The organism is Duganella radicis, assembly GCF_009720825.1.
GTDB classification, from domain to species: domain Bacteria; phylum Pseudomonadota; class Gammaproteobacteria; order Burkholderiales; family Burkholderiaceae_D; genus Rugamonas; species Rugamonas radicis.
In genome coordinates, this window is sequence record NZ_WNKY01000002.1 from 314,388 (window position 1) to 337,280 (window position 22,893).

At 63.7% G+C, this 22,893-nt stretch carries 18 protein-coding genes; 9 read left to right on the forward strand and 9 right to left on the reverse strand.

The window, feature by feature from the left end; translation table 11 throughout:
- Window positions 1-2 precede the first annotated feature (2 nt).
- Window positions 3-2,993 (reverse strand): TonB-dependent receptor plug domain-containing protein, encoded by a 2,991-nt coding sequence (locus tag GM676_RS04555; RefSeq protein WP_229262529.1) that lies wholly within the window; start codon window positions 2,991-2,993, stop codon window positions 3-5.
- A 35-nt stretch (window positions 2,994-3,028) separates the two neighbouring features.
- Window positions 3,029-3,526 (reverse strand): gluconokinase, encoded by a 498-nt coding sequence (locus tag GM676_RS04560; protein WP_229262530.1) that lies wholly within the window; start codon window positions 3,524-3,526, stop codon window positions 3,029-3,031.
- A gap of 320 nt (window positions 3,527-3,846) precedes the next feature.
- Here GM676_RS04560 and GM676_RS04565 point away from each other — a divergent pair, with 320 nt between their 5' ends.
- Entirely contained in the window at window positions 3,847-5,130 is a 1,284-nt protein-coding gene (locus tag GM676_RS04565; RefSeq protein WP_155462201.1) for an MFS transporter, read from the forward strand.
- Here the strand turns inward: GM676_RS04565 and GM676_RS31760 are convergent.
- Both GM676_RS31760 and GM676_RS04585 read right to left on the reverse strand, forming a co-directional pair.
- The gene (locus GM676_RS31760; protein WP_211923145.1) at window positions 5,099-5,581 is read right to left on the reverse strand and encodes a DUF433 domain-containing protein; all 483 of its coding nucleotides are present in this window, start codon (window positions 5,579-5,581) and stop codon (window positions 5,099-5,101) included. The genes GM676_RS04565 and GM676_RS31760 overlap by 32 nt on opposite strands.
- 623 nt (window positions 5,582-6,204) lie before the next feature.
- The gene (locus GM676_RS04585) at window positions 6,205-7,308 is read right to left on the reverse strand and encodes a LysR family transcriptional regulator (RefSeq protein WP_308936674.1); all 1,104 of its coding nucleotides are present in this window, start codon (window positions 7,306-7,308) and stop codon (window positions 6,205-6,207) included.
- Between the two features lie 93 nt (window positions 7,309-7,401).
- On the opposite strand from GM676_RS04585, the gene GM676_RS04590 reads away from it, so the two are divergent.
- Both GM676_RS04590 and GM676_RS04595 read left to right on the forward strand, forming a co-directional pair.
- Entirely contained in the window at window positions 7,402-7,947 is a 546-nt protein-coding gene (locus tag GM676_RS04590; protein ID WP_155462238.1) for a DUF4863 family protein, read from the forward strand.
- 1 nt (window position 7,948) lies between these two features.
- Window positions 7,949-9,274 carry an MFS transporter gene (locus tag GM676_RS04595; RefSeq protein WP_155462203.1) on the forward strand — a complete coding sequence of 442 codons (1,326 nt, stop codon included), beginning with the start codon at window positions 7,949-7,951 and terminating at the stop codon, window positions 9,272-9,274.
- Between the two features lie 6 nt (window positions 9,275-9,280).
- Here the strand turns inward: GM676_RS04595 and ligK are convergent, their stop codons facing one another.
- From ligK to GM676_RS04610, 3 genes are read right to left on the reverse strand one after another with little or no spacing between them, the layout of a single operon-like run.
- On the reverse strand, window positions 9,281-9,964 hold the full coding sequence (gene ligK, locus GM676_RS04600; RefSeq protein WP_371866112.1) for a 4-carboxy-4-hydroxy-2-oxoadipate aldolase/oxaloacetate decarboxylase: 684 nt from the start codon (window positions 9,962-9,964) through the stop codon (window positions 9,281-9,283).
- 11 nt (window positions 9,965-9,975) lie between these two features.
- A complete protein-coding gene (locus tag GM676_RS04605) occupies window positions 9,976-11,001 on the reverse strand; it encodes an amidohydrolase family protein (RefSeq protein WP_155462205.1) in 1,026 nt (341 codons plus the stop codon).
- An 11-nt stretch (window positions 11,002-11,012) separates the two neighbouring features.
- Window positions 11,013-12,203: a 4-oxalomesaconate tautomerase gene (locus tag GM676_RS04610; protein ID WP_155462206.1), complete on the reverse strand. Its 1,191-nt coding sequence runs from the start codon at window positions 12,201-12,203 to the stop codon at window positions 11,013-11,015.
- A gap of 119 nt (window positions 12,204-12,322) precedes the next feature.
- Here GM676_RS04610 and GM676_RS04615 point away from each other — a divergent pair, with 119 nt between their 5' ends.
- The 4 genes from GM676_RS04615 (at window position 12,323) to GM676_RS04630 (ending at window position 17,392) form a co-directional block, all read left to right on the forward strand.
- Window positions 12,323-13,528: a LysR family transcriptional regulator gene (locus GM676_RS04615; protein WP_155462207.1), complete on the forward strand. Its 1,206-nt coding sequence runs from the start codon at window positions 12,323-12,325 to the stop codon at window positions 13,526-13,528.
- A gap of 131 nt (window positions 13,529-13,659) precedes the next feature.
- A complete protein-coding gene (locus GM676_RS04620) occupies window positions 13,660-14,994 on the forward strand; it encodes an MFS transporter (protein ID WP_155462208.1) in 1,335 nt (444 codons plus the stop codon).
- An 8-nt stretch (window positions 14,995-15,002) separates the two neighbouring features.
- A complete protein-coding gene (locus GM676_RS04625; RefSeq protein ID WP_155462209.1) occupies window positions 15,003-16,286 on the forward strand; it encodes a gallate dioxygenase in 1,284 nt (427 codons plus the stop codon).
- A 20-nt stretch (window positions 16,287-16,306) separates the two neighbouring features.
- Window positions 16,307-17,392, forward strand: a complete 1,086-nt coding sequence (locus GM676_RS04630; RefSeq protein ID WP_155462210.1) for a porin — start codon at window positions 16,307-16,309, stop codon at window positions 17,390-17,392.
- Between the two features lie 2 nt (window positions 17,393-17,394).
- Here GM676_RS04630 and GM676_RS04635 read toward each other — a convergent pair whose 3' ends face one another.
- Entirely contained in the window at window positions 17,395-18,111 is a 717-nt protein-coding gene (locus GM676_RS04635) for a siderophore-interacting protein (protein ID WP_155462211.1), read from the reverse strand.
- Between the two features lie 20 nt (window positions 18,112-18,131).
- On the opposite strand from GM676_RS04635, the gene GM676_RS04640 reads away from it, so the two are divergent.
- Complete coding sequence (locus GM676_RS04640) at window positions 18,132-18,584, forward strand: MarR family winged helix-turn-helix transcriptional regulator (protein WP_170304215.1); 453 nt, start codon at window positions 18,132-18,134, stop codon at window positions 18,582-18,584.
- Here GM676_RS04640 and GM676_RS04645 read toward each other — a convergent pair.
- A complete protein-coding gene (locus tag GM676_RS04645) occupies window positions 18,581-20,341 on the reverse strand; it encodes a glycoside hydrolase family 2 protein (RefSeq protein ID WP_155462212.1) in 1,761 nt (586 codons plus the stop codon). The two genes, GM676_RS04640 and GM676_RS04645, sit on opposite strands and share 4 nt — an antisense overlap.
- A gap of 205 nt (window positions 20,342-20,546) precedes the next feature.
- Between GM676_RS04645 and GM676_RS32040 the strand changes: the two genes are divergently transcribed.
- Window positions 20,547-22,893, forward strand: a 2,347-nt coding sequence (locus GM676_RS32040) for a glycosyltransferase family protein (protein ID WP_155462213.1), incomplete at its 3' end; no start/stop codon positions are given.

A 22,893-nucleotide genomic window follows, 5' to 3' on the forward strand; every position in this document is an offset into this window, starting at 1 on the left:
GCTTAGAAGTTGTAGCGCAGACCAACGCGGTACACACGGCCGATCACATCGTACAGGGCCGGGTTGATGCCGAAGCTCAGGTTAGCTTGCGGCGCCGCTGCCGGATCGACGTTGCCGATGTTGTCGATCTTGAAGAAGGCCGTGGCCTTGTCCGAGAACTTCCAGCTGCCGCCCAGGTCCACGTAGAAAGCGCCCTTCATGTGGTTGTTGTAGATGGTCGGATGGATCACGGTCGATACCGGGCAATTGGTCTGGCACTCGATATACTCGTTGCTGTACTTGCCGCTGCTGATCCAGCGCTCGCTCAGCGTCAGGCTGTATTTATCGGTATCCCACGACTGCGAGAACAGGCCTTTCCAGCGTGGCGTGTTACCCAGGTTATTGCCGGCGCCTTCCGATGGAATGGTGCCCACCACGCCCGGGTCGGTCAGGAAGCTGATGTTACGGGTCAGCAGGCCGCGCACGGTGAAGCGGCCCGGCAGATTCCAGTCCTTCAGATTCAGGCGATACGACGCTTCCAGGTCATAGCCCTTGCTATGCAAGGAAGCCAGGTTGAAGGCTTGCACCGTCACGTAGTTGTTGGTCGGGATCGGGTTACCGAGCGACATGGCGCCGCAGATTTCCTGGTTACCGGCCACGCACAGATCCACTTCCTGCTGCGCCGACAGCGACGAGATCACACCATTGACCTTGATGTCGAAGTAGTCGACCGAAGCGCTGAAGCCCGGCGCCCAGCTTGGGCGATCCAGCACCACGCCGAAGATATTGTTGCGGGCGATTTCAGGACGCAGCCTGGTGTTGCCCACGGTGCGCTGCTGGATGGTGACGGTGTTGCCCTGATACTGCACCACGTTGTTGACCACCACCGCCGCCGCATACAGTTCGCTCAAGTTCGGCGCGCGCACGTCTTTCGAGGTGACCGCGCGCAAGCGCAAACCATCAATGCCGGTCTTCCAGTTGGCGCCCAGCTTCCAGCTTTCCACGTGGCCGGAGGTGCTGTACTTGGTATGGCGGTCGGCGACGTTGATGTTGGCCTCGCCCCAGGTGGCCGATTTCAGCACCGGCAGGTTCAACTCCGCATAGGCTTCGCGCACGTTGTAGGTGCCGGAAGCGTTGTGGTAGTTACCGGCGTACCAGTTATTGCCGACGGTGGAGTTGAGGATAGGATCGGCCGGATACTGCGCGGTGTTCGGGCTGTCCGGGAAGATACCGTTGCCGTATGGGTCGCCGTTGACGCGATACGACTCGCGGCGCCATTCGGCGCCGGTTGCCAGTGCGACCGGGCCGGCCCAGGTGTCAAACACTTCACCGTTGATATTGAAACTGCCCACGTCCTGCTGCTGGCGGGTGTGCTGCTGCGGGCCGTTTTCCGGCGCCACATAGCCCCAGGCGGCGGCGCTGACCGGCACATTGCCGATGATGTTGAGCGGGACGCAGCCGGCGGCGCGCGCCACGGTGTTGCGGCAAACGATGCTGCCGTCGGCCAGGCGCACAGCGTCGATAGCGGCGTTGTAGCGCGCGTTCAGCGTCATGTCCTTGACGATGATGTCGGTGAAGTTGATGCCGCGCTCGACGTAAGCATCATAGGTCCATTCCTTGCCGAAGGCCGGGAAGCGGCCGTTCGCGCCCAGCGTCAGGCGGCGCATCTCGCGGGTCGGGTGAACGTTGATATTCTCCGGGAAGATGGCGTTGGCCGTACCGTACTGGAAGCTGGTGATGTTATTCGACGCGCACGCCGCCACGATGGAAGCCGGCAGGTATGGATTCGAGCACTGAATGGTCAGGTTGGCGTTCTTGGCCGCGCCCGGATTCGGCGAGAAGGCGGACTTCACGCGGCCGAAGTTCGCGGTCATATAGATCTCGTGATCCGGATTGATGTCGAAGCCCACGCGGGTATAGCCCACCTGGCGCGTCAGGTCCATCGCCAGGTTGGTGCCGGCGCCGACGCTGCCGCTCAGGTCACCGCCGATGCAGAACGGATTGACGCAGCCGGTCACCGCGCCGGTGCCGGTCGGCACGCCGTTCGAGCCATACTGGAACTGATATGGCTGACCATTGGCGCCGAACGCCGTGCCTTGCAGCGGGCCGCTGGTAATCAGGCCGTACTTGGCGTACTGGTACTGCTGCGCGTGTTCGATCACGGTGTATTGCGGCTTGCCGTCATTGGTCTGCGACAGTGGACGGATCTGGTAAGCCGGGTTCTTGTACCACGTACGGCCATTCGGGCCGACCTCACCGAAGCCCGGCGACTCGATGCCCTTCTCGCGGCCATATTCCACGCTGGCCGTCACGTGCAAACGGTCGTCCATGAAGGCCTTGCCGAAGGCCGCCTGGAAGGTGCCGTTCTTGTCGTCGCTATAGGTGGTCTGGCCGCCTTCGACGTTGAACTTGGCGCCTTCGAACTTTTTATCGGTGACAAAGTTGACCACACCGCCGATGGCGTCCGAACCGTAGGACGCCGAGGCGCCGCCGGTCACCACGTCCACGCGCTTGACCAGCAGCTGCGGGAACTGGCTGACGTCCGTCACGCCGGTGACGTTGGCGCCAACCACGCGCTGGCCATCCAGCAGCGTCAGGGTGCGGATCGGACCGAGGCCGCGCAGCGACAGCGAGGACAAGCCCTGAATGCCGCTGCTGGTGCTGTTGGTGCTGGTGGTACGGCCGGTGCTGCCTTGCAGCGCCGGCAGCTCGGCGATGGCGTTGAACAGGTTAGGCTTGGCGGTCTTGGCCAGGTCTTCGGAACTCAGCACCGTGGTTGGCGTAGGCAGAGTGAAGCCGCGCGCCGAAATGCGCGAGCCGGACACGGTCACCACGTTATCGACCTTGGCTTCAGGTTCGGTGGCGGCGGCCGGCGCGTCCTGTGCGGCCGGCGCGGCTTGTTGCGCATCGGCGGCGACGACTTGCTGGGCGTGAGCCGCCGAGATGGCGATCCAGCTGCACGCACTGGCCACGGCCAGGCGCATGATGGTGTTACGGGTAGTTGGTGTAGTCATTGTCAGTCTCCATCTAGTTATTGTGATTTGTGCTGCTAGCTGTTGCCCCGGATTTGTGTGACCAGCTCCGTGGGCGGTGTTTCGATATCCAGCGTGATGCCTGCCTCATCGGCTTGCAGCGGTTCCAGGTCGCGGAACTGGCTGTCCAGCAGGGAAGTCGGCATGTAGTGGCCGACGCGCGCCCGCATGCGCGCTTCGATCAATTCCTTCGGTCCGTTCAGGTGCGCGAAGCGCAGCGCCGGATCGCCTTCGCGCAGCAGGTCGCGGTAGCGGCGCTTGAGCGAGGAGCAGGAGATCACCAATCCCTCGCCGCGCAGGCGCGCCGCGCCGATCTGCGCCTGCAAGGCCAGCAGCCAGTCGGCGCGGTCGTCATCGTTGAGCGGCACGCCGGCCGACATCTTGGCCACGTTGGCCGGCGGGTGATACTGGTCGCCCTCGACGAAAGGCACGCCGTTCGCGGTAGCCAGCGCCTGCCCGACCGTACTCTTGCCGCAACCGCTGACGCCCATGACCACCCAACGGATACTCTGCATCCATGTCTCCAAGAATAGTTAGCGCTAACATAACCAGCCCGATGAAACCGCTGCGATACAGCGGCCACTATCAATCGAATACGGGGAGGATCTGTCGAACGCTAAGATAGCGTTATCATTTGTATCGACTTTAGCTTACCGTAGGAATTTGTAAAGATATATTCGTGCTGCGCCGCAGCACGCCAGCCGCAGGAGATCCCCCGTCCTGCCTTGGCCGGCACTTGGCTGCGGCGGCGCAACATAAACCGTGCACAAAAGCCACACTTCGGGTGCTATGCTACGTCTGCCCTACTCTCGATCAACCTGACAACAACAAAACAATGCACAACAACGAGACTGTTCGCCCGCTGACGGGCCAGGATTACAAAACACTGTCGCTGGCCGCACTGGGCGGCGCGCTTGAGTTCTACGACTTCATCATCTTCGTCTTCTTTGCCAACGCCATCGGGCAGCTGTTCTTCCCGCCCGAGATGCCGGACTGGCTGCGCACCCTGCAAACGTTTGGCATCTTCGCCGCCGGCTATGTGGTGCGTCCGTTGGGCGGCATCGTCATGGCGCACTTTGGCGACCTGCTGGGCCGCAAGCGCATGTTCACGCTGTCGATCCTGATGATGGCGGTGCCGACGCTGACCATCGGCCTGCTGCCGACCTACGCCAACATCGGCCTGGCCGCGCCTTTGCTGCTGCTGTTGATGCGCGTGTTCCAGGGCGCGGCGGTGGGTGGCGAAGTGCCTGGTGCCTGGGTGTTCGTGTCCGAACACGTGCCGTCGCGTTACACCGGCTATGCCTGCGGCGTGCTGACGGCCGGCCTGACCTTCGGCATCCTGCTTGGATCGCTGGTGGCGACGGGCCTGAACACCGTCTACAAACCGGATGAAGTGCTGACCGGCGCATGGCGCATCCCCTTCCTGCTGGGCGGCGTGTTCGGCCTGGGCGCGATGTACCTGCGCCGCTGGCTGCATGAGACGCCGGTCTTCGCCGAGATGGCGCAGCGCAAAGCGCTGGCGGCCGAAATGCCGTTGAAGTCCGTGCTGCGCAGCCATCGCGGCGCGGTGACGGTATCGATGCTGCTGACGTGGATGCTGTCGGCCGGTATCGTGGTGGTGATCCTGATGACGCCAGCCTTGCTGCAAAAGGTCTACCACATCGACGCGCGCACTTCGCTGGTGGCCAACACCCTGGCGACGCTGGGGCTGGCGCTGGGCTGCGTGGTGTATGGCGTGCTGGCCGACAAGGTGGGCGCCAAACCGGTACTGTTTGTCGGCTCGCTGCTGCTGGCGATCTGCACCTACGTTTTCTACACCACGCTGCGCGCGCAACCGGAACTGCTGCTGCCGCTGTATGGCCTGACCGGCTTCTGCGTGGGCGTGGTGGGCGCGGTGCCGTGCGTGCTGGTGCAAGCCTTCCCGGCGCAGGTGCGCTTCTCGGGCCTGTCGTTCTCGTACAACCTGTCCTACGCCATCTTCGGCGGCCTGACGCCGGTGGTGGTGACGCTGATGCTGAAGAACGATCCACTTGGCCCGGCATGGTACGTGATCGGCGTGTGTGCGATCGGCATGCTGACCGCCCTCTTCATCCGCCGTCCGCAGCCAGCCTCTTACTAATCTCCTCATAGAACAGCGTGGCGTCGTTCTCCAACACGGCGCGCGCTGTTGCTTCAGGCACGGATGGATAGTCGCGCAGGAAGTCGCTCATCGACTTCCGCGCCAGCAGATAATCAAACATGCACTTGATAGGCACGAGTGTGTCCTTGAACACGGGCATGCCGCCCAAAATCTCCGGCTCCATCTGCACCAGCGGCGTGATCCTCTTATAAAACGCCACCACCTCCGGATCAATTGGATCGTCAGGGGACTTGCGCGGCTCGATGATCCGGCCATTAATGCGATAAACCGGTTCAGTGAAATAGCGCGGATCGTACTCCGGGCAATCTTCGTCGAACTGGATTTCATCGTCGCGGTTGGGCTTCGCGTTAATCCAGCTATCAGCACGAGCCAAGTAGTCGTTTATACTCTCTTCTACTAGCCGTGCGGAATGAGATAATTCTGATGACATTTTTATACTCCGAGTAGGTTACAGAAACTGCTTTGTCCTGGAGGTATCCAAGCGTGGTAAATCGGCGCTCGTGTAATGAAAGCGCACGTCTTCTGTCGTAAAAGCACGGTTCTCGATTACGCCTGGCGCATCGGCAAAGTCCAGCCCATGCTTGCGCACGTTGCTTTTACGCTTGGTTTCATCCCACGTGTAGATAGTCATCTCAGTGTAGTGGCTTGAGGATATCCTTCAAGCGGCGCTGAAAAGAGATCAGGCCCAGGACATCGTTTCGACATCCTGGGCCTGCTTTTCCGGCTCGTCTCTCGATTAGATCAAACTAGCGGCGTTCGCCGCACGCAGTCATGCCAGCATGATTCCAAAAGGTCGCAACGCTATTGAGCGCCAACCCGTGCGAATGGCTGGCGCCCCACATTCATAGACGACCCCGCTCGATCCCAGCAGCAATAGCGCGAGGCGAAATCACGCGCGGAACCACCGCGCATGAAGGTGACCGGATTGCGGCCGGCGATGAATGAACGCAGGACGACGGTGGTCAAGCAAAAGAGCGCGGGGTGCGCGAGGGGGATGAGATGTCATTGCATTCACTGATCATCCCCGAGATGGGGATCGCACGCCACTGAAGTCTATTCAATATGCGCTTGCACAATTTGCGCTTCAGTCGACTGGCGGCGCGTCATGGCGTCCGCGTCGATGCCAAGAGCATTCGTCGTTTGTTGAATTACACCGCGCAGCCAGATATGCGCCGGGTCGTCGCCGCTGCGCGCATGCCAGACGGCCTGGACCTGTACCCGGCGCGCCTCATAGGGAAGCGCGGCCTGGCAAAGGCCGCCGCTTTGCGCGAAGTGCCTGCTGAGCGGTTCCGGCAGCACCGCCAGCATGTCGCTGCCGCGCAGCAGCGCGGGAACCGCAAGCGAATGCGGCAACAACATGCGCAGGCGCGCGGCTTCCGGCAATGCCGCACGATCGAACATCTCGGACTCGCGCGCCAGTCCGCGCTCGGAAAGATAACCGTCAACGGCCCCCTCTTCCGCCCCGCCCAGCGACACCGCCAGCAGCGGATACGCGGCCAGGTCCTCCAATGCGACCGCCCGGTTGGCCAACGGGTGACCGGGCCGCATGGCCAGCGCATCCGTCTGCCTCCACAGCGACACAGCGCCAAAGCGTGGCGGAAGTTCCGCGAAGACCCCGACGGCGATGTCGATTCGCCCCAGGTCCAGCTGCCCCGCGAGATCTATGCGGGTGGACGGCCGGATCACCAGGTTGATCCTCGGCGCCAATTCCTGCAGGCGCAGTTGGAGCCGCTCCACCAAAACCAGGGTGATATAGTCATTCGCGGCAATCACGAATTCACGTTCCGCGGTCGCCGGCGCAAATGGTTCGTTACCCACCGCGTTGCCAATCTGGATCAGCGCGCTATGCAGCGGCGCGGACATCGCATTAGCTCGCGCGGTAGGCTGCATGCCGTTACCTGTCCGCACAAACAGATCATCTCCAAGCGACTCCCGCAAACGTCCCAGCGCGTGGCTGATCGCAGACTGGCTCAGATTCAGCCGTTTGGCGGCGCGCAGCAGGTTGCGTTCTTCATAAACAACATTGAAGACACGCAGGAGATTGAGGTCCAGGCGATCGAGGTTCATACGTGCGGGGCTGATTTTCTCACTGCCCATCATACCGCGCAACTTACACCGGACACAACGGATAGCCCAGGTGAATTGAAAGTTGTTCATGACCCTTATGCAGAACCTTCGCTTCTTGCGGCCGCCCATCCTCCGTAATATTCCAGTCACAAAACACCGCTCAAAACCAGGAGGAGAACAATGATGAAAAAGCGTGAGGAATTGATTCGTCGGTGCATTCCATTTCTTGATGAGATAAAGGACATGACACCCGGCGCCAAGGTCGAGGATTGGCTGAATCAGACACATGGCCCCGGGTCCGCGCTATATGAAGACCTCAGCCAGTTGATTCAGGCCGGGGTGCGGGAAGGATGGGTGGCGAACGTGGAGATCAGCGGCGCGCGGTATCGGCGCAGCCGCCTCATGGAACCATGTGCTGAAACGTTCAACTTCAGCATCACCGCTGTCTACATGGATAGCCTGCTCAGTGAGCACGGCGATTCCGGAAAAATATTCCGGGGTGATTACCATTCACATCCCTATGGTGAATTCAATATGGTGATTCCACTCAATGAGGGCGCGGCACTGGGCGGCCCCAACGGTTGGTGCGGCGCGGGTTGGACTGCGCCATCGCCAGGTAGCCACCACTATCCGGAAGTGAAAGGCGGTGCGGTAATCGCCTTCTTCTTCCTCCCCGCAGGACGGATCTCCTATAACGTCAAGCCGCCACAAAAAGAAGGAGGCGAATAAAATGCGTCATCAACAGCCCGCACTGGACGTGCAGCAGTTTCTGGACAACCGGCCGTTCTCGGCCTATCAGTGGTTGGTATTTGCGCTGTGCTTTTGCGTGGTGCTTCTGGACGGCTTCGATACAGCATCCATCGGCTATATCGCCCCCTTGCTGATGGCGGAGTGGGGGCAGAGCAAGGCTCAGCTGGCGCCAGTGCTGAGCGCAGCCTTGGTTGGCCTGATCTTCGGTTCCATGGTGGCGGGCCCGCTGGCCGATCGTTTCGGCCGCAGGCGTCCGCTTGTCGGCGCCGTCTTCCTGTTCGGCATCGCGAGCCTGTTTGCCGCCAAGGCCGACAGCCTCACGCAGTTGACGATATTCCGCTTCATAACCGGTATAGGACTGGGCGCCGCCATGCCCAACGCCATCACGCTGATGAGCGAGTACTGCCCCGGAGCGCGCCGCGCGACGCTTACCAATGGCATGTTCTGCGGCTTTCCGCTGGGAGCGGCGCTGGGCGGCTTCCTTGCGGCCTGGATGATGCCTCACTGGGGGTGGCGCAGTGTCTTGCTGGTTGGTGGCGTGGCTCCCGTGCTGCTGGGCGTGGTCCTGCTGCTTTCACTGCCGGAATCGGTGAGGTTTATGGTGGCGCGTGCATGGCCGGGCGCCCGCATCCGCGCCGTGTTGTCCCGCATTGGACCAATCGGCAACAGCCAGGACTTCAGGCTGGCCGAAACCTGCCTGACGGACCGCAAGCTCAATGCGCTGAATGTAATGTTTTCCCGTCGCTACGCCTTCGGCACCGCCATGCTATGGATTACGTATTTCATGGGCCTGGTGATTTTTTACGCGCTGGTGAACTGGATGCCAGTACTGTTTCGAGAGACGGGTCTTTCATCGCGGGACGCGACCATGGTTGCGGCATTGTTTCCGCTCGGCGGCGTTGGCGCGGTCGCCCTCGGCTGGCTGATGGACCGATATAACGCGGACAGGATGGTGGCAATCGGCTTTGCCCTCTCCTCGGTCGCTATCTTTACCATTGGTCAGGCAGGAGGAGAGTTATCCGCATTGGTCATCATCGTGATGATTGCGGGAACCTTGATGTCGACCTCGCAGGCATCGCTGCCATCCCTCGCGGCGCAGTATTACCCGACCGCCGCCCGGGCAAGCGGTGTGGCCTGGATGCTGGCGGCGGGACGGATCGGCGCAATCGCGGGCGCTTTCCTGGTAGGACAGCTAGTGGTGCTGAAACTGGATTTCAGCATGATTCTCGCCGTACTGGCGATTCCTGGCCTGCTGGCCGCGACAGCGCTGTTTGCAAAACAGCGCTTTGTCGCCCGAACCGGCTAGGTGGGATCAATCGATGTATTTGAGGCCGGCCTGCTCCAGCGGGCCGCGCATGTTGTACATGTCGAGCCCCAGCACGCCAGCAGCCAGCCTGGCGCGCTTCTCGCCTTCCAGGTCTTCGCGCTTTTGCGCGACGGCTGCCACGCGCGCCACGTCGGCGGCTGGCACGATCACCACACCGTCATCGTCGGCGATCACGGCGTCGCCCGGATTGACCAGCGCGCCGGCGCACAGTACCGGAATGTTCACCGAGCCCAGCGTCGATTTAATAGTGCCTTTGGCGCTGATGTTCTTGCTCCACACCGGGAAACCCATCTCGCTCAGGAAGCGCACGTCGCGTACGCCGGCGTCGATGATGAGCGCTTTAGCGCCGCGCGCCTTGAAGCTGGTGGCCAAAAGGTCGCCGAAGTAGCCGTCACTGCATTCGGCGGTGATGGCCGCCACCACAATGTCGCCCGGCTGGATCTGTTCCGCCACCACGTGCATCATCCAGTTGTCGCCCGGGTGCAGTAGCACGGTGACGGCGGTGCCGGCGGCTTGCGCGCCAGCGTAGATCGGGCGCATGTACGGCTTGAGCAAACCCACACGGCCCATGGCCTCGTGCACGGTGGCGCTGCCAAACTGGCCCAGATGCTCCACATGCCCACGCTCGGCGCGCACGATGTTGCGCTTGACGATGCCCAGTTGGTTGATCAGCGGTGTGCTCATAAGCCCTTCTCCTTCAGTGCGCGGTCCAGGCGTGGGAAGACGCGGCGCGCGTTGCGTTCAAAAATATCGGTGCGGTCGTCGGCGCTCAGGTTGGCCGCCTCGATGTAGCGTTTGGTGTCGTCGTAGTAGTTGCCGGTTTCCGGATCGATGCCGCGCACGGCGCCGATCATCTCGGAGGCGAACAGCACATTCTTCACCGGCATAACCTTGGTCAGCAGGTCGATGCCTGGCTGGTGGTAGACGCAGGTGTCGAAGTAGATGTTGTTCAGCAGGTGTTCGCTCAGCAGCGGTTTTTTCATTTCCTGCGCCAGGCCGCGGAATCGGCCCCAGTGGTATGGCACGGCGCCGCCGCCGTGCGGGATCAGGAATTTCAAGGTCGGGAAGTCCTTGAACAAGTCGCTGGTCAGGCATTGCATGAAGGCGGTGGTGTCGGCGTTCAAGTAGTGCGCGCCGGTGGTGTGGAAGCACGCGTTGCAGCTGGTGCTGACGTGGATCATGGCGGGAATTTCGTACTCCACCATTTTCTCGTAGATCGGATACCACGAACGGTCCGACAGCGGCGGCGCGGTCCAGTGACCGCCCGATGGATCGGGATTCAGGTTGATGCCGACCATGCCGTACTCCCTGACGCACTTCTCCAGTTCCGGGATGCTGGTGGCCGGATCGACGCCCGGCGATTGCGGCAGCATGGCGGCGCCGATGAAGTTATCCGGGAACAGCTGCGCCACGCGCGCGCATAACTCGTTGCAGATGGCGGCCCAGGTGGCGCTGGTGTTGAAGTCGCCGATGTGGTGGGCCATGAAGCTGGCGCGCGGCGAGAAGATGGTCAGGTCGGAGCCGCGCTCTTTCATCAGGCGCAGTTGATTGGTTTCGATGGAGTCGCGCAGTTCATCATCGCTGATTTTCAGCTCCGCGACTTTGGGGCCTAGTTCGGGCGTGTTCAGGTTGGCGATTTGTTTGTTGCGCCATTCTTCCAATGCTTTCGGCGCGGTGGTGTAGTGGCCGTGGCAGTCGATGATCATGTGTTGGTCCTTTAGAGATGGGCGGGGACGAGGACTTCGCCGCGCATGATGGGGCGTGCGGTGCGCAGCAGTGCGGCGCGGACCACTTGCCCGGTTTGGTCGGTTTCCAGTTCGACGCTGAATTCGCCGGTTGGGTGTTCGATGGAGAGCGTCTTTACCGCGCCGGCGGGGACGGCGGCGATGCCGTCGGCGATGGCGCCTTCGAGGACGCAGGCGGTGGCGACGGTCACTGCCGCCAGCACGCCGATGGAGTCATGGCAGACGTGCGGGATGAAGCAGCGGGTACTCACCGCGCCGCCGTCGCGCGGGGGCGCGATCAGGCACATTTTCGGGTAGTTCTTCTTGGTGACGTCGCCAAGGCCCATCAGCGGGCCGGCGGCCAGGCGCAGGGCTTCGAGGCGGGCGCGCAGGGCGTCGTTGGCGGTCAGCTCGGCGGCGCTTTCGTAGCCAGTGATGCCGAAGGCCGACGCGCGCACCAGCACCATCGGCATGCCGTTGTCGATCAGCGTGGCATCGACGGCGAATGGCGCGGCGGCGGGCGCGGCAACCGCAGTCAACGCGGAGTCAGTTGCGGTGGGCGGCGGCGCTGGGGCCGCAGCGGACGGCGTCACGGCGGCGCCCACGTTGATGCGGTCCAGCGTGCGGCCGGTGGGCAGCAGCGAGGGGCACACGGAGCCGGCGGTGTCGAGGAAGTTGATGCTGATCGGGGCGGCGGCACCGGGTACGCCATCGATGCGGGCCTCGCCGCTGTATTGCAGCTTGCCGCCCGGCGTTTGCACGGTGACGTCGCACCGCATGCCGGTATTCAGCGTCAGAATGCGCGCAGTGGTGGCGCCATCGGCGATCGGCAGCAGCCCGCGCTCCAGCGCGAACGGCAGCACCGCCGCCAGCATGTTGCCGCAGTTTGGCGTCACGTCGACGGTGTCGTTATTCGGTTGCAGCTGGGCGAACAAAAAATCCAGATCCACGCCCGGCGTCGCGCTGCGGCGGACGATGCCCACCTTGCTGGTCAGCGGATGCGCGCCGCCCAGGCCATCGATCTGGCGCGGGTCGGGCGAGCCCATGGCCGCCAGCAGCAAGCGATCGCGTGCCGCCGTCTCCGCCGGCAGGTCGGACTCCAGGAAGAACGGTCCGCGCGAGGTACCGCCGCGCATCAACATGCAAGGCACGGCGCGCTGGTCGGAGTCTGGTTGGTGGCTCATGGTGAACGGATTGTTAAGAAATGTGAAGCCACAAGTATCCGTGCCAGCACCATTCGCGTGGTTGCGTTGTGCGCCTTGATTTGTTCTAATCTGCTTATTGCGGCCCACTTCATCTGCTTATGTTCCTGGTTAGCCTGCGTCACCTTCATGCGTTTAATGCCGTCGCCGCCAGCGGCGGCATCCGCCGCTCCTCGGAAAGCCTGTACCGCGCCTCCTCGGCCGTGGCGCGCTCGGTCGCCGCACTGGAAGAGAGCCTCGACGCCCAGCTGTTCGAGCGCAAGGGACGCGGCATGCTGCTCACCGCCGCCGGCGATGTGGTGCGCAAGCGCGCCGACCGCATCGAGGCCGAGCTGCACGCAGTGCGCGAAGAAGCCGTGCGCCTGCGCGACCGCAACGGCGCCAAGGTTGGCGGCATCGAGGCGTTGCTGAACGAACGCCGCCTGCAGGCCGCATCGCTGCTGGCGGAAATGCACCACATGCCCAGCGTGGCGCACGTGATGGGCGTGTCGCAATCGGCCGTCAGCCAGGCCATCGCGCGGCTGGAGGACATGCTGGGACAGCCGCTATTCCTGCGCACCGCGCACGGCATGGTGCCCACCGACGCCGGCCGCCGCTGGACCGAATCGTTCGAGCGCGTACTGGCAGAACTGCGCCACATCCCGGAAGACATCGCCGCGCTGGCTGGCGTGGTACTCGGCGTGGTGACCATCGGCGCGCTGCCGCTGGCGCGCTCGCAGCTGCTGCCCGTGGCCATTTCGTCAGTGTTGAAACGCCATCCACAACTGCAAATCCGTTCGCTGGAAAGCCCGTATGAAGAACTGACCGCCAGCCTGCTGAGCGGCCGTATCGACTTCATCGTCGGCGCGCAGCGCGCCGGCGTGGGCGATGCCTTCGAATCGCGCTCGCTGTTCGAGGACAAGGCCGCGCTGGTGGCGCGCGCCGGCCATCCGCTGGCCCGGCGCGCCAGACTGGCGTTGGACGACCTCACCGGCTATCCATGGGGCCTGTCGCGCAGCGGCACGCCCTTGCGCGAATCGCTGGTGCAGTTCTTTGAACGCCACGGCAAGCAGGCGCCCTCGCCCGCCGTGGAAACCGGCGACCTGGCGCTGCTGCGCGGGCTGTTGGTGTCGAGCGACATGCTGACCGTGTTGTCGGCCCATCAGCTGCATCATGAAGTTCGCACAGGGCAGCTGGTGGTGCTGCCGTTTGAAATGCCGGGAATGGAACGCAGCATTGGCGTCACTACCCGCAAGAATGCGCATCTCTCTCCCGGCGCCTACGCGCTGATGGCCGAGATCGAAGCCTTCAGCAAAAACTGGCGATAAGCAGATTGAAACAGTTCAGCAAGCAATAGCAATACATCTCCTCCTGTCCAAACGTACACTGGTGAAGCGGTGGCAGTGCAAGCCGCCTTTACATCACTTTACAAAATACTTGGCAGTAGACAGGAGACTTAATGAATATAGGACAAATGCTCGACGTCCGGGCACATATCAACAGCCGGAAGATGAGCGGCTACCAATGGCTGCTGCTGGCCCTGTGCTTCCTGATCGTCGCCACCGACGGCATGGATGTCGCCATCATGGGCTTCCTTGCACCGGCCATCACCAAGGAGTGGGGCATCTCCCGCGCCGCCTTCGGCGTCGTCATGAGCGCCGCGCCGATCGGCCTGGCCATCGGCGCGATCCTGGTCGGCCCGATGTCGGACCGCTTCGGCCGCAAAAAACTGCTGATGACTTCCGTCGCATGGTTCGGCACTTTCAGCGTGCTGAGCGCCTTCGCCAGCGACGTCACCACCCTGTCGCTGCTGCGCTTCCTGACCGGCCTCGGTCTGGGCGCGGCCATGCCGAACACCACTACCCTGCTGTCGGAATACGTGCCTGAGCGTTCGCGCTCCACGCTGATCGCCATCATGTTCACCGGCTTTAATCTCGGTTCTGCGCTGGTCGGCTTTGGTGCGGCGGCGCTGCTGCCGGACTACGGCTGGCGCGCGGTGCTGATCGCCGGCGGCGCGATTCCACTGGCCTGCCTGCCCATCTACCTGCTGCTGATTCCTGAATCGGTGCGCTTCCTGGTGGTGCGCAAATTCGCCGCCGAGCGTATCGGCCGCACCCTGCGCCGCGTGGTCGGCGGCGAGGTCCCTGCCAACGCGCAGTTCACCATCAGCGAACCGCAAGTCACCGGTTCGCAGCCGGGCAAGGTACTGTTGTCCGCTGCTTATCGCGGCACCACCCTGTCGCTGTGGGGCACCTACTTCATGGGCCTTCTGGTGATCTACCTGCTGAGCGGCTGGCTGCCGACCATGATCAAGGACGCCGGCCTGCCGATCGAGCGCGCCGCCAACATCACCGCGCTGTTCCAGCTGGGCGGCACCGTTGGCGCGCTGCTGGTAGGCTACTTCATGGACCGCATCGCACCGAACAAAGTCATCTCGCTGGCCTACATCGGCGGCGCGGCGTTCATCCTGTGCCTGTCGTCGGGCAGCGTGGAATCGTCGCTGTTCCCGGTGTTCGTACTGCTGGCGGGCTTCTGCATGAGCGGCGCCCAGACCGGCCTGAATGCCTACGCCCCGTCGTGCTACCCGACCGTGGTGCGCGCCACTGGCGTCAGCTGGATGCAGGGCATGGGCCGCTTCGGCAGCATCTTCGGCTCCTTCGCCGGCGGCGTGCTGCTGTCGATGGGCTGGGGCTTCAGCGCGGTGATCGCCATTCTGGCCGGACCGGCCACGCTGGCGGCCATCTTCATCATCATGAATAAATTCGGTCAACGTACCGCCGTAGCAAAAGCATAGGAATCATCATGGCTAACATCATCGGCGCCATCGCCTCTTCCCACACCCCGACCATCGGCTTCGCGCTGGACGCCAACAAACAGCAAGACGCTGCTTGGGCGCCCATCTTCAAGGCTTATGAGCCGGTGCAGCAATGGCTGGCGGAGAAAAAGCCCGACGTCATGCTGGTCATCTACAACGATCACGTGACCTCGTTCTTCTTCGACCACTACTCGGCGTTCTCGCTGGGGATTGGTGAGAGCTATCAGCCGGCCGATGAAGGCGGCGGCGCGCGCAATCTGCCGCCGGTCGCCGGACATGCCGGTCTGGCGCGCCACATCGGCCAGTCGCTGATGGCGGACGAATTCGACATGTCCTTTTTCCAGGAGAAGGGCCTGGACCACGGCTGCTTCTCGCCGCTGTCCATCCTGTGGCCGCATGAGCGGGAATGGCCGGGCAAGATCGTGCCGCTGCAAATCGGCGTGCTGCAATTTCCGGTGCCGTCGGCCCGCCGCTGCTTCAAGCTAGGGCAAGGCCTGCGCCGCGCCATCGAAAGCTATCCGGAAGACCTGAACGTGGTGCTGGTGGCCACCGGCGGCCTGTCGCACCAGGTGCACGGCGAGCGCGCGGGCTTCAACAACACGCCGTGGGACCACCAGTTCCTCGACCTGTTCGAAAACGATCCGGAAACGCTGCTCAACATGACCCACGCCGATTTCGCCCGCCTGGGCGGCTGGGAAAGCGCGGAAGTGGTGATGTGGATGGCCATGCGCGGCGCCATGTCGGGCAACCTGAAATGCGTGCACCGCGAGTACTACCTGCCGTCGATGACCGGCATCGCCGTGGCGTTGTACGAAAACGCCGCATCGACCGACAAGTCGCTCAGCGCCGCCGCCATCGAAGCGCACCGTGCCCACATGGCGCACCAGACCAAGGGTGCGGAAGAACTGCCGGGTACCTATCCGTTCACGCTGGAGACCAGCGTGCGCGCCTACCGCATCAACAAGTATCTGCACCAGTTGGTCAAGCCGGAATTCCGCGTGCAGTTCAAGGAAGCGCCGGAAGCGACCTACGACGCCGCCGGCCTCACGCCCGAAGAACGCGACCTGATCACGCGCCGCGACTGGCGCGGCATGATCCAGTACGGCGTGATCTTCTTCCTGCTGGAGAAGCTGGGCGCCGTGGTGGGCGTATCCAATCTGCACATCTACGCCGCCATGCGCGGGCAGTCACTGGAAGATTTCCAGAAGACCCGCAACGCGCCGGGCGCGCTGTACTCGGTCGGCTCCACCGCCGTCTGGGACAAAAAATAAACTCAAACCAGGAGACTTAAATGAAGAAAACCCTCTATGCCGCCATGGCGGCAGCCCTGACCGTGGGCGCCGCCCACGCGCAAAGCAACGTCACCATGTACGGCATCATCGACGCCGCCGTGGAAACCTACACCAACGCCGATGCCGCCGGCAACAGCGTGACCCGCATGCCGAGCCTGGGCGGCGGCATGTTCCCTTCGCGCCTCGGCTTCCGTGGCACGGAGGATCTGGGCGACGGCCTGAAAGCCATCTTCCAGCTGGAGAACGGCTTCGCGCCGGACACCGGCACCCAAGGCCAGAACCGCCTGTTCGGCCGCCAGGCCTGGGTGGGCCTGCAAGGCAAGTGGGGCCAGCTGACGCTGGGCCGCAACTACAACATGCTGAATATCTCGACCTATGACGTGGACATCATCGGCCCGTCGCAATACGGTCTGGGTTCGCTGGACAGCTTCATTCCGAATGGCCGCAGCGACAACTCGGTCGCCTATCGCGGCACCTTCAGCGGCGTGACCGTCGGCGCCACCTATAGTCTGGGCCGCGACACCTCCACCGCCGGCGGCCCGGCCGGGACCAGCTGCGCCGGCGAAAGCGCCACCGACGCCGTGGCCTGCCGCGAGTGGTCCGCCCTGCTGCGCTACGACGGCAACGGCTACTCGCTGATCAGCGCCTTTGACCGCATCTATGGCGGCACCGGCGCGGCCAATGGCCTGAACAGCAGCAGCAAGACCGACAGCCGCGCCCACGTCGCGGCCTTCATCAAGCAGAATGACTGGAAGGTCGGCCTGGGCGTCATCACCCGCAACAACGAGGGTTCCACCACGCAGCCGCGCAGCAATCTGGTGTACCTGGGCGCCGCCTACAACGTGACGCCATTCTTCACCATCGACGGCCAGATCGCCAGGCTGGATTACCGCGCTACCAACAACGACACCTCGCAGTTCCTGGTGCGCGGCGTGTACAACCTGTCCAAGCGCAGCGCGTGGTACGTGGCGGCTGGCCGCATCAGCAACGACGGCACGGCGGCGCTGGCACTCAGCGCCGGCGGCTCGGTCGGCGCCGGCATGAGCCAGACTGGCCTCATCACCGGTGTCAAGCACTCGTTCTGATCTTACAGATCCTCGTGGTGGCCGGAAGCGCCCTGCTTCCAGTACGCCGAGATGCGGGCCGCCTCGCGCGGGTGGCCCTTGTCGACAAACACGGCGTCGCGCACCTGCGCGGCCACCGACGCTTCCCCCGCAAACCAGAAGAAGCCTTCGCCCGCCGGCAGCGCCAGCGCGCGGATCGCGGCCAGCAGCGCCGCGCTGTCGGCGTAGCGTTGCAGTTGCACCTGCGCGGCACTGTCGAAGCTCAGCGCCGCCGCCTCCTCGCCTGACACCAACACCTGTACTTTGGCGTCCGCCGGCAGTTCTTCCAGGCGGCGGCGGATGGCCGGCAGCGCGGTCGCATCGCCGGCCAGCACGTGCCATGCATAGTCCATCGGGATGATCATCGAGCCGCGCGGGCCGCCGAATACCGCGATCTGGCCAGGCGTGGCCTGGCGCGCCCAGTCGGAGGCCGCGCCGGTGGCGTGCAAGGCGAATTCCACCACCAGTTCGCACGTTTCGTTGTTGTAGCTGCGCGGCGTGAAATCGCGCCGGTCCTCGTCGCTGATCAGGAATTTCACGTGGTCGTCATAGGAAGCCGAAACGAAATCGTGTAAGGTCTCGCCTTTGAATGTTACGCTGACGTAGTTCGGAGCCAGATGCCGCACCTTCACCACTTCCAGTTCTCGCCGTTTGAGTTCGTGTCTTACGCGTTGAATGCGATTTGCCATCATCTGCCCCATAGTTGATAATGTCACCTATTATGACCAAACAAGTTAATAAAGTCAACCAATCGGAACAGGTGTTCGATGCCATCCATTCAGTGATGCACTTGTACCGGGCGCGCCAGCTGCGTGGTTTGCGCGATACGCCACATGAGCTGACCCATATGGAATACAAGGCCATGGGCTTTTTCGCGCGCCGTCCCGGCGCCACGCAGGGCGACCTGGTGGCGCATTCGGGACGCGACAAGGCGCAGCTGGCACGCCTGCTCAAGGGCTTGCGCGACAAGGGCATGCTGGATGCCGAAGCCGACGCCGATGACCGCCGCATTACGCGCCTGACGCTCAGCGCCGAGGGCCGGCGTATCTTCGACAGCCTGCACGATCTGGGTGTGCAGGCGTCCGGCGCGGCGGTGGCCGGCATGAGCGCCGATCAGCTGGCGCAGTTGCAGGCCCTGTTGCAGCAGATCCGTACCAATCTCGAAACCGATTAAACCGGCACGTTGCGCGTGGCGGCGCTGATCTGCTCCAGCGGTACCTTGGGCGAGCGGTCGGCGTTCAGCAGGCCGTTGGTTTCCTGGAAGGTGTCGGCAAACTGCGTGTAGCAGAAACCGCTGAACATCACGGTCTCGTTCACCACATGCAGCAAGGCGCGGTAGCGTTCCAGATAGGTCGCCGCATCGCCGGCGCGCGAATAGCCCCAGGTATGCCCTTCCGGCGCGTTCGGATCGTAGGCGATGCCGCCGAACTCCGTCAGCACGATCGGCTGGCCGCGATGCGGGAAACCGTCCAGCGTCAATATGCGCCCGCCCGGACGGCGCTGATCGAACAGCTGCCGCACCGGATCGTTGACCGCGTAGCGCGCGCCCAGCTTTTCCGGATCGCCGTCGTAATCGTGGATGCCGAGGATGTCGGTGGCCGAGGCCTCCCAGCCATCGTTGCCGATCACCGGCCGGGTGCCGTCCAGCATGCGCGTCAGGTGGTACAAGGCTTCAACCGCGTTGCGGTGCGCTTGGGTCGAGGTCAGGTTCGGCACCCCCCACGACTCGTTGAACGGCACCCACACGATCACGCACGGATGGCTGTAATCGCGCTCGATCACCTCGGTCCACTCCTTCACCAGCCGCGTCATCGAGCGCGCGCCGAAGGCATAGGCCGACGGCATCTCGCCCCACACCAGTAAGCCCAGCCTGTCGGCCCAGTACAGATAGCGCGGGTCTTCCACCTTCTGGTGCTTGCGCACACCGTTGAAGCCCATGGCCTTGGCCAGTTCCACGTCGCGCCGCAGCGCCTCGTCGGACGGCGCCGTCATCAGCGACTCCGGCCAGTAGCCCTGGTCCAGCACCAGCCTCAGATGGTACGGCCGGCCATTGAGCATGAAGCGGTCGCGGTTGATGGCCACCGAACGCAAGGCCGTGTAGGAGCACACGCGGTCGACCACCTCGTCGCCGTGGTACAGCGTCAGTTCCGCGTCCAGCAGGGTCGGACGCTCGGGGCTCCACAGCAGATCGTTGCGCGAATCGTCGATGCCGGGATCGGACAGCACGATCTTGCGGTTGGCCTCCTGCCCCACCAGCAGATAGCGGTCGGCCGCCAGCAGTACCCCGTTGTGCAGCAAACGCACCTGCACCGACAGTTGCTGGTCGATGTCGCCGCCGGCCAGCACCTCGCAGCCGATTTCAAAATTGTCAAACATCGGCGTCCAGCGCAGCGAGGCGATATAGGTGGCCGGCAATGGCTCCAGCCACACCGTCTGCCAGATGCCGGTGGTGCGCGGATACCAGATCGAGTGCGGCTCCAGCTGCCAATCCTGCTTGCCGCGCGGCTTGGCCAGGTCGCTCGGATCATCCTCGGCCCGCACCACCAGCGTTTGCCGCTGCCCCTCGTTGAGCGCGGCGGTGATATCGGCGCGGAACGGCGTATGGCCGCCCTCGTGCTCGGCCACCAGCACGCCGTTGACCCACACGCTGGCGCGGTAGTCGACCGCGCCGAAGTGCAGCATGGTGCGCGCGCTACGGGTTTCAAGCGTGAACTCGCAGCGATACCAGCAGATGGTGTGGAAGCCGGTATCGCCGATACCGCTGAGCTGCGTCTCCGGCGCATACGGCACCTCGATGCGCTTGTCCCAGGCGATATCGTCGCCCGGATGACGGTAGCGGCGCGCGTCGTCGAAGGTGAAATCCCAGGTGCCGTTAAGGCACTGCCAGGCGTCGCGCTGCAATTGCGGACGCGGGTACTCGAATTGGCTCATGCTAGTCCTCGCACACGAATGTCGATGACTGCTCATCGTAGCAACCTTGAGCGCAAACGCAGGTTTGCATCGTTCAATTCCGCGCGGAAAACTGTGGCGCGCTTGCTAGGATGGATTCACAGTTCCGGTTGGTTTGGCACAGCGCGCCAGCAATTCCAACCACATGGCGATTCCGTTGCGCGCAACCACTCAAGGACCGATTGCCATGTCTTCCATCTCCTCGCCGTTTGCCGGCTTCTGGCAAGCCGGCTATGAAGGCGCCGACCACATCAATCACCACGGGCGCCGGCTCGATATGAACCTCGAAACCGGGCACCTGGAGCGGGCCCGCGCCGACTACGCACTGCTGAGCGAATTCGGCATCCGCACGGTGCGTGAATCGGCCGGCTGGCGCCTGTGCGAACGCGACGGCAAGTTCGATTTCAGCATCCTTGAGGGACGCCTCCAGGCGGCCCAAGAACTGGGCTTGCAGGTCTGCTGGACCTTCTGCCACTATGGCTGGCCGGACGACGTTGACATTTACGGTACAGATTTTGTGCCGCGTTTCGTGCGCTACTGCACCGAACTGGCGAAATTTCTCGCGCCCCATGTCGGCCCGGCGCCGGTGTACTCGCCGATCAACGAAATCTCGTTCCAGAGCTGGGGCCTGTCGGTGCACATGTTCCATTGCCTGAACATGCGCCACCCGGACGCCGGCGAGGCCGGCAAGCGGCAGCTGGTTCGCGCCACCATCGCCGCCATCGACGCCATCCGCGCCATCACCCCGGGCGCGCGCTTCCTGCAATGCGATCCGCTGATCCACGTGATCGCCCCGGCCGACCGCCCCGACCTGCGCGCGCAGGCGGCCGGCTGGCGTTCCTCGCAGTTCGACGCCTGGGACATGCTGTGCGGCCGGCGCGAGCCGGAGCTGGGCGGCGCGCCGCGCTATCTGGACATCGTCGGCGGCAACGTCTACCACAGCAACCAGTGGGAGAGCGGCACCAACCTGCGGCTGTGGTGGCACCTGGACGATCCACGCCGCCAGCCGCTGCACCAGATCCTGAGCGAACTACAGCAGCGCTACCAGCGTCCGCTGCTGTTGGCCGAAACCAGCCACGTCGGCAGCGGCCGCGGCGTCTGGATACGCCAGATGGCCGAACAGGCCGCGCTGGCGCAGCAGCAAGGCGTCGACCTGCTGGGCGTGTGCCTGTACCCGACCATCGACCGCGCCGACTGGGAGAACCCCGACCACTGGCACCGCAGCGGCCTGTGGGACGTCGACCTGCATAGCTCACCGCCGCTGGAACGCGTGCCGGTGCCCAGCTATGCCACCGCGCTGCACCAGGCGATCCGCCTGACCGACCATCTTTGTCAACCAACCACTAACAGCCCGAGCGGGCAAAGGGAGAGCGCTATGCAAACCATGATTGTTTTCTGTCACCTGCGGTGGGACTTCGTCTATCAACGCCCACAGCATTTGCTGTCGCGCCTGGCCCAACACTATCGCATCCTGTTCGTCGAGGAACCGGTGTATCACGACGGCCCCGCCTACATGGAGACCTCGACGCCGGCGCCGAACGTCACCGTGTGCAAGCCGCACACGCCGGTGCAGGCGCCGGGCTTCCACGACGACCAGATCCCGCTGCTGCAACCGCTGCTGGCCGAGCTGCCCGGCTACAACGACGCGCCGCTGGCGTGGTTCTACACGCCGATGGCGCTGCCGCTGATTCCGCCGAACGCCTCGCTGGTGATCTACGATTGCATGGACGAGCTGTCGGCCTTCAAGAATCCGCCCAAGCAGCTGCTGCAACGCGAAACCGCCCTGCTCAAGCGCGCCGACCTGGTGTTCACCGGCGGCCCCAGTCTGTACGAGGCCAAGCGCAGCCGCCACGCCAACGCGCACTGCTTCGCCAGCAGCGTCGACGCGGTGCACTTCCAGCAGGCGCTGGACCGCAGCAACGGCCATCCGCTGCACGCCGACATCCCGCATCCGCGCCTCGGCTACTACGGCGTGATCGATGAGCGTTTCGACGCCGAACTGATCGCCGACATGGCCGACGCCCATCCGGAATGGCAGCTGGTGCTGGTGGGGCCGGTGGTCAAGATCGATCCGGCCTCGCTGCCGCAGCGTCAGAACATCCACTACTTCGGCCAGCAGTCGTATCTGGCGCTGCCGCAGTTCCTGGCCGGCTGGGACGTGTGCCTGCTGCCGTTCGCGCTGAACGAGGCCACCCGTTACATCAGCCCGACCAAGGTGCTGGAGTACATGGCGGCCGAGCTGCCGTCGGTCAGCACCGCCATCACCGACGTCGAGCGGCCCTACGGCGACATCGTCGCCATCGGCCATGACCACGCCGAATTCATCGCCCATTGCGAGGCCGCGCTGGCGCTGACCGCCGAGCAGCGCGCCGCGCTGGCGCAGCGCATGCGCGCGGTGGTCGAACGCACCTCGTGGGAGCATACGGCGGAACAGATGCATGCGCTGATGCGGAATACCCCGCCTGGCGGCGCGGCCGCCAGCGCACCGCCAACGGCCGTCCCGGCGGCCGAGCCGGCCGCGGAGGCGCCCGCCA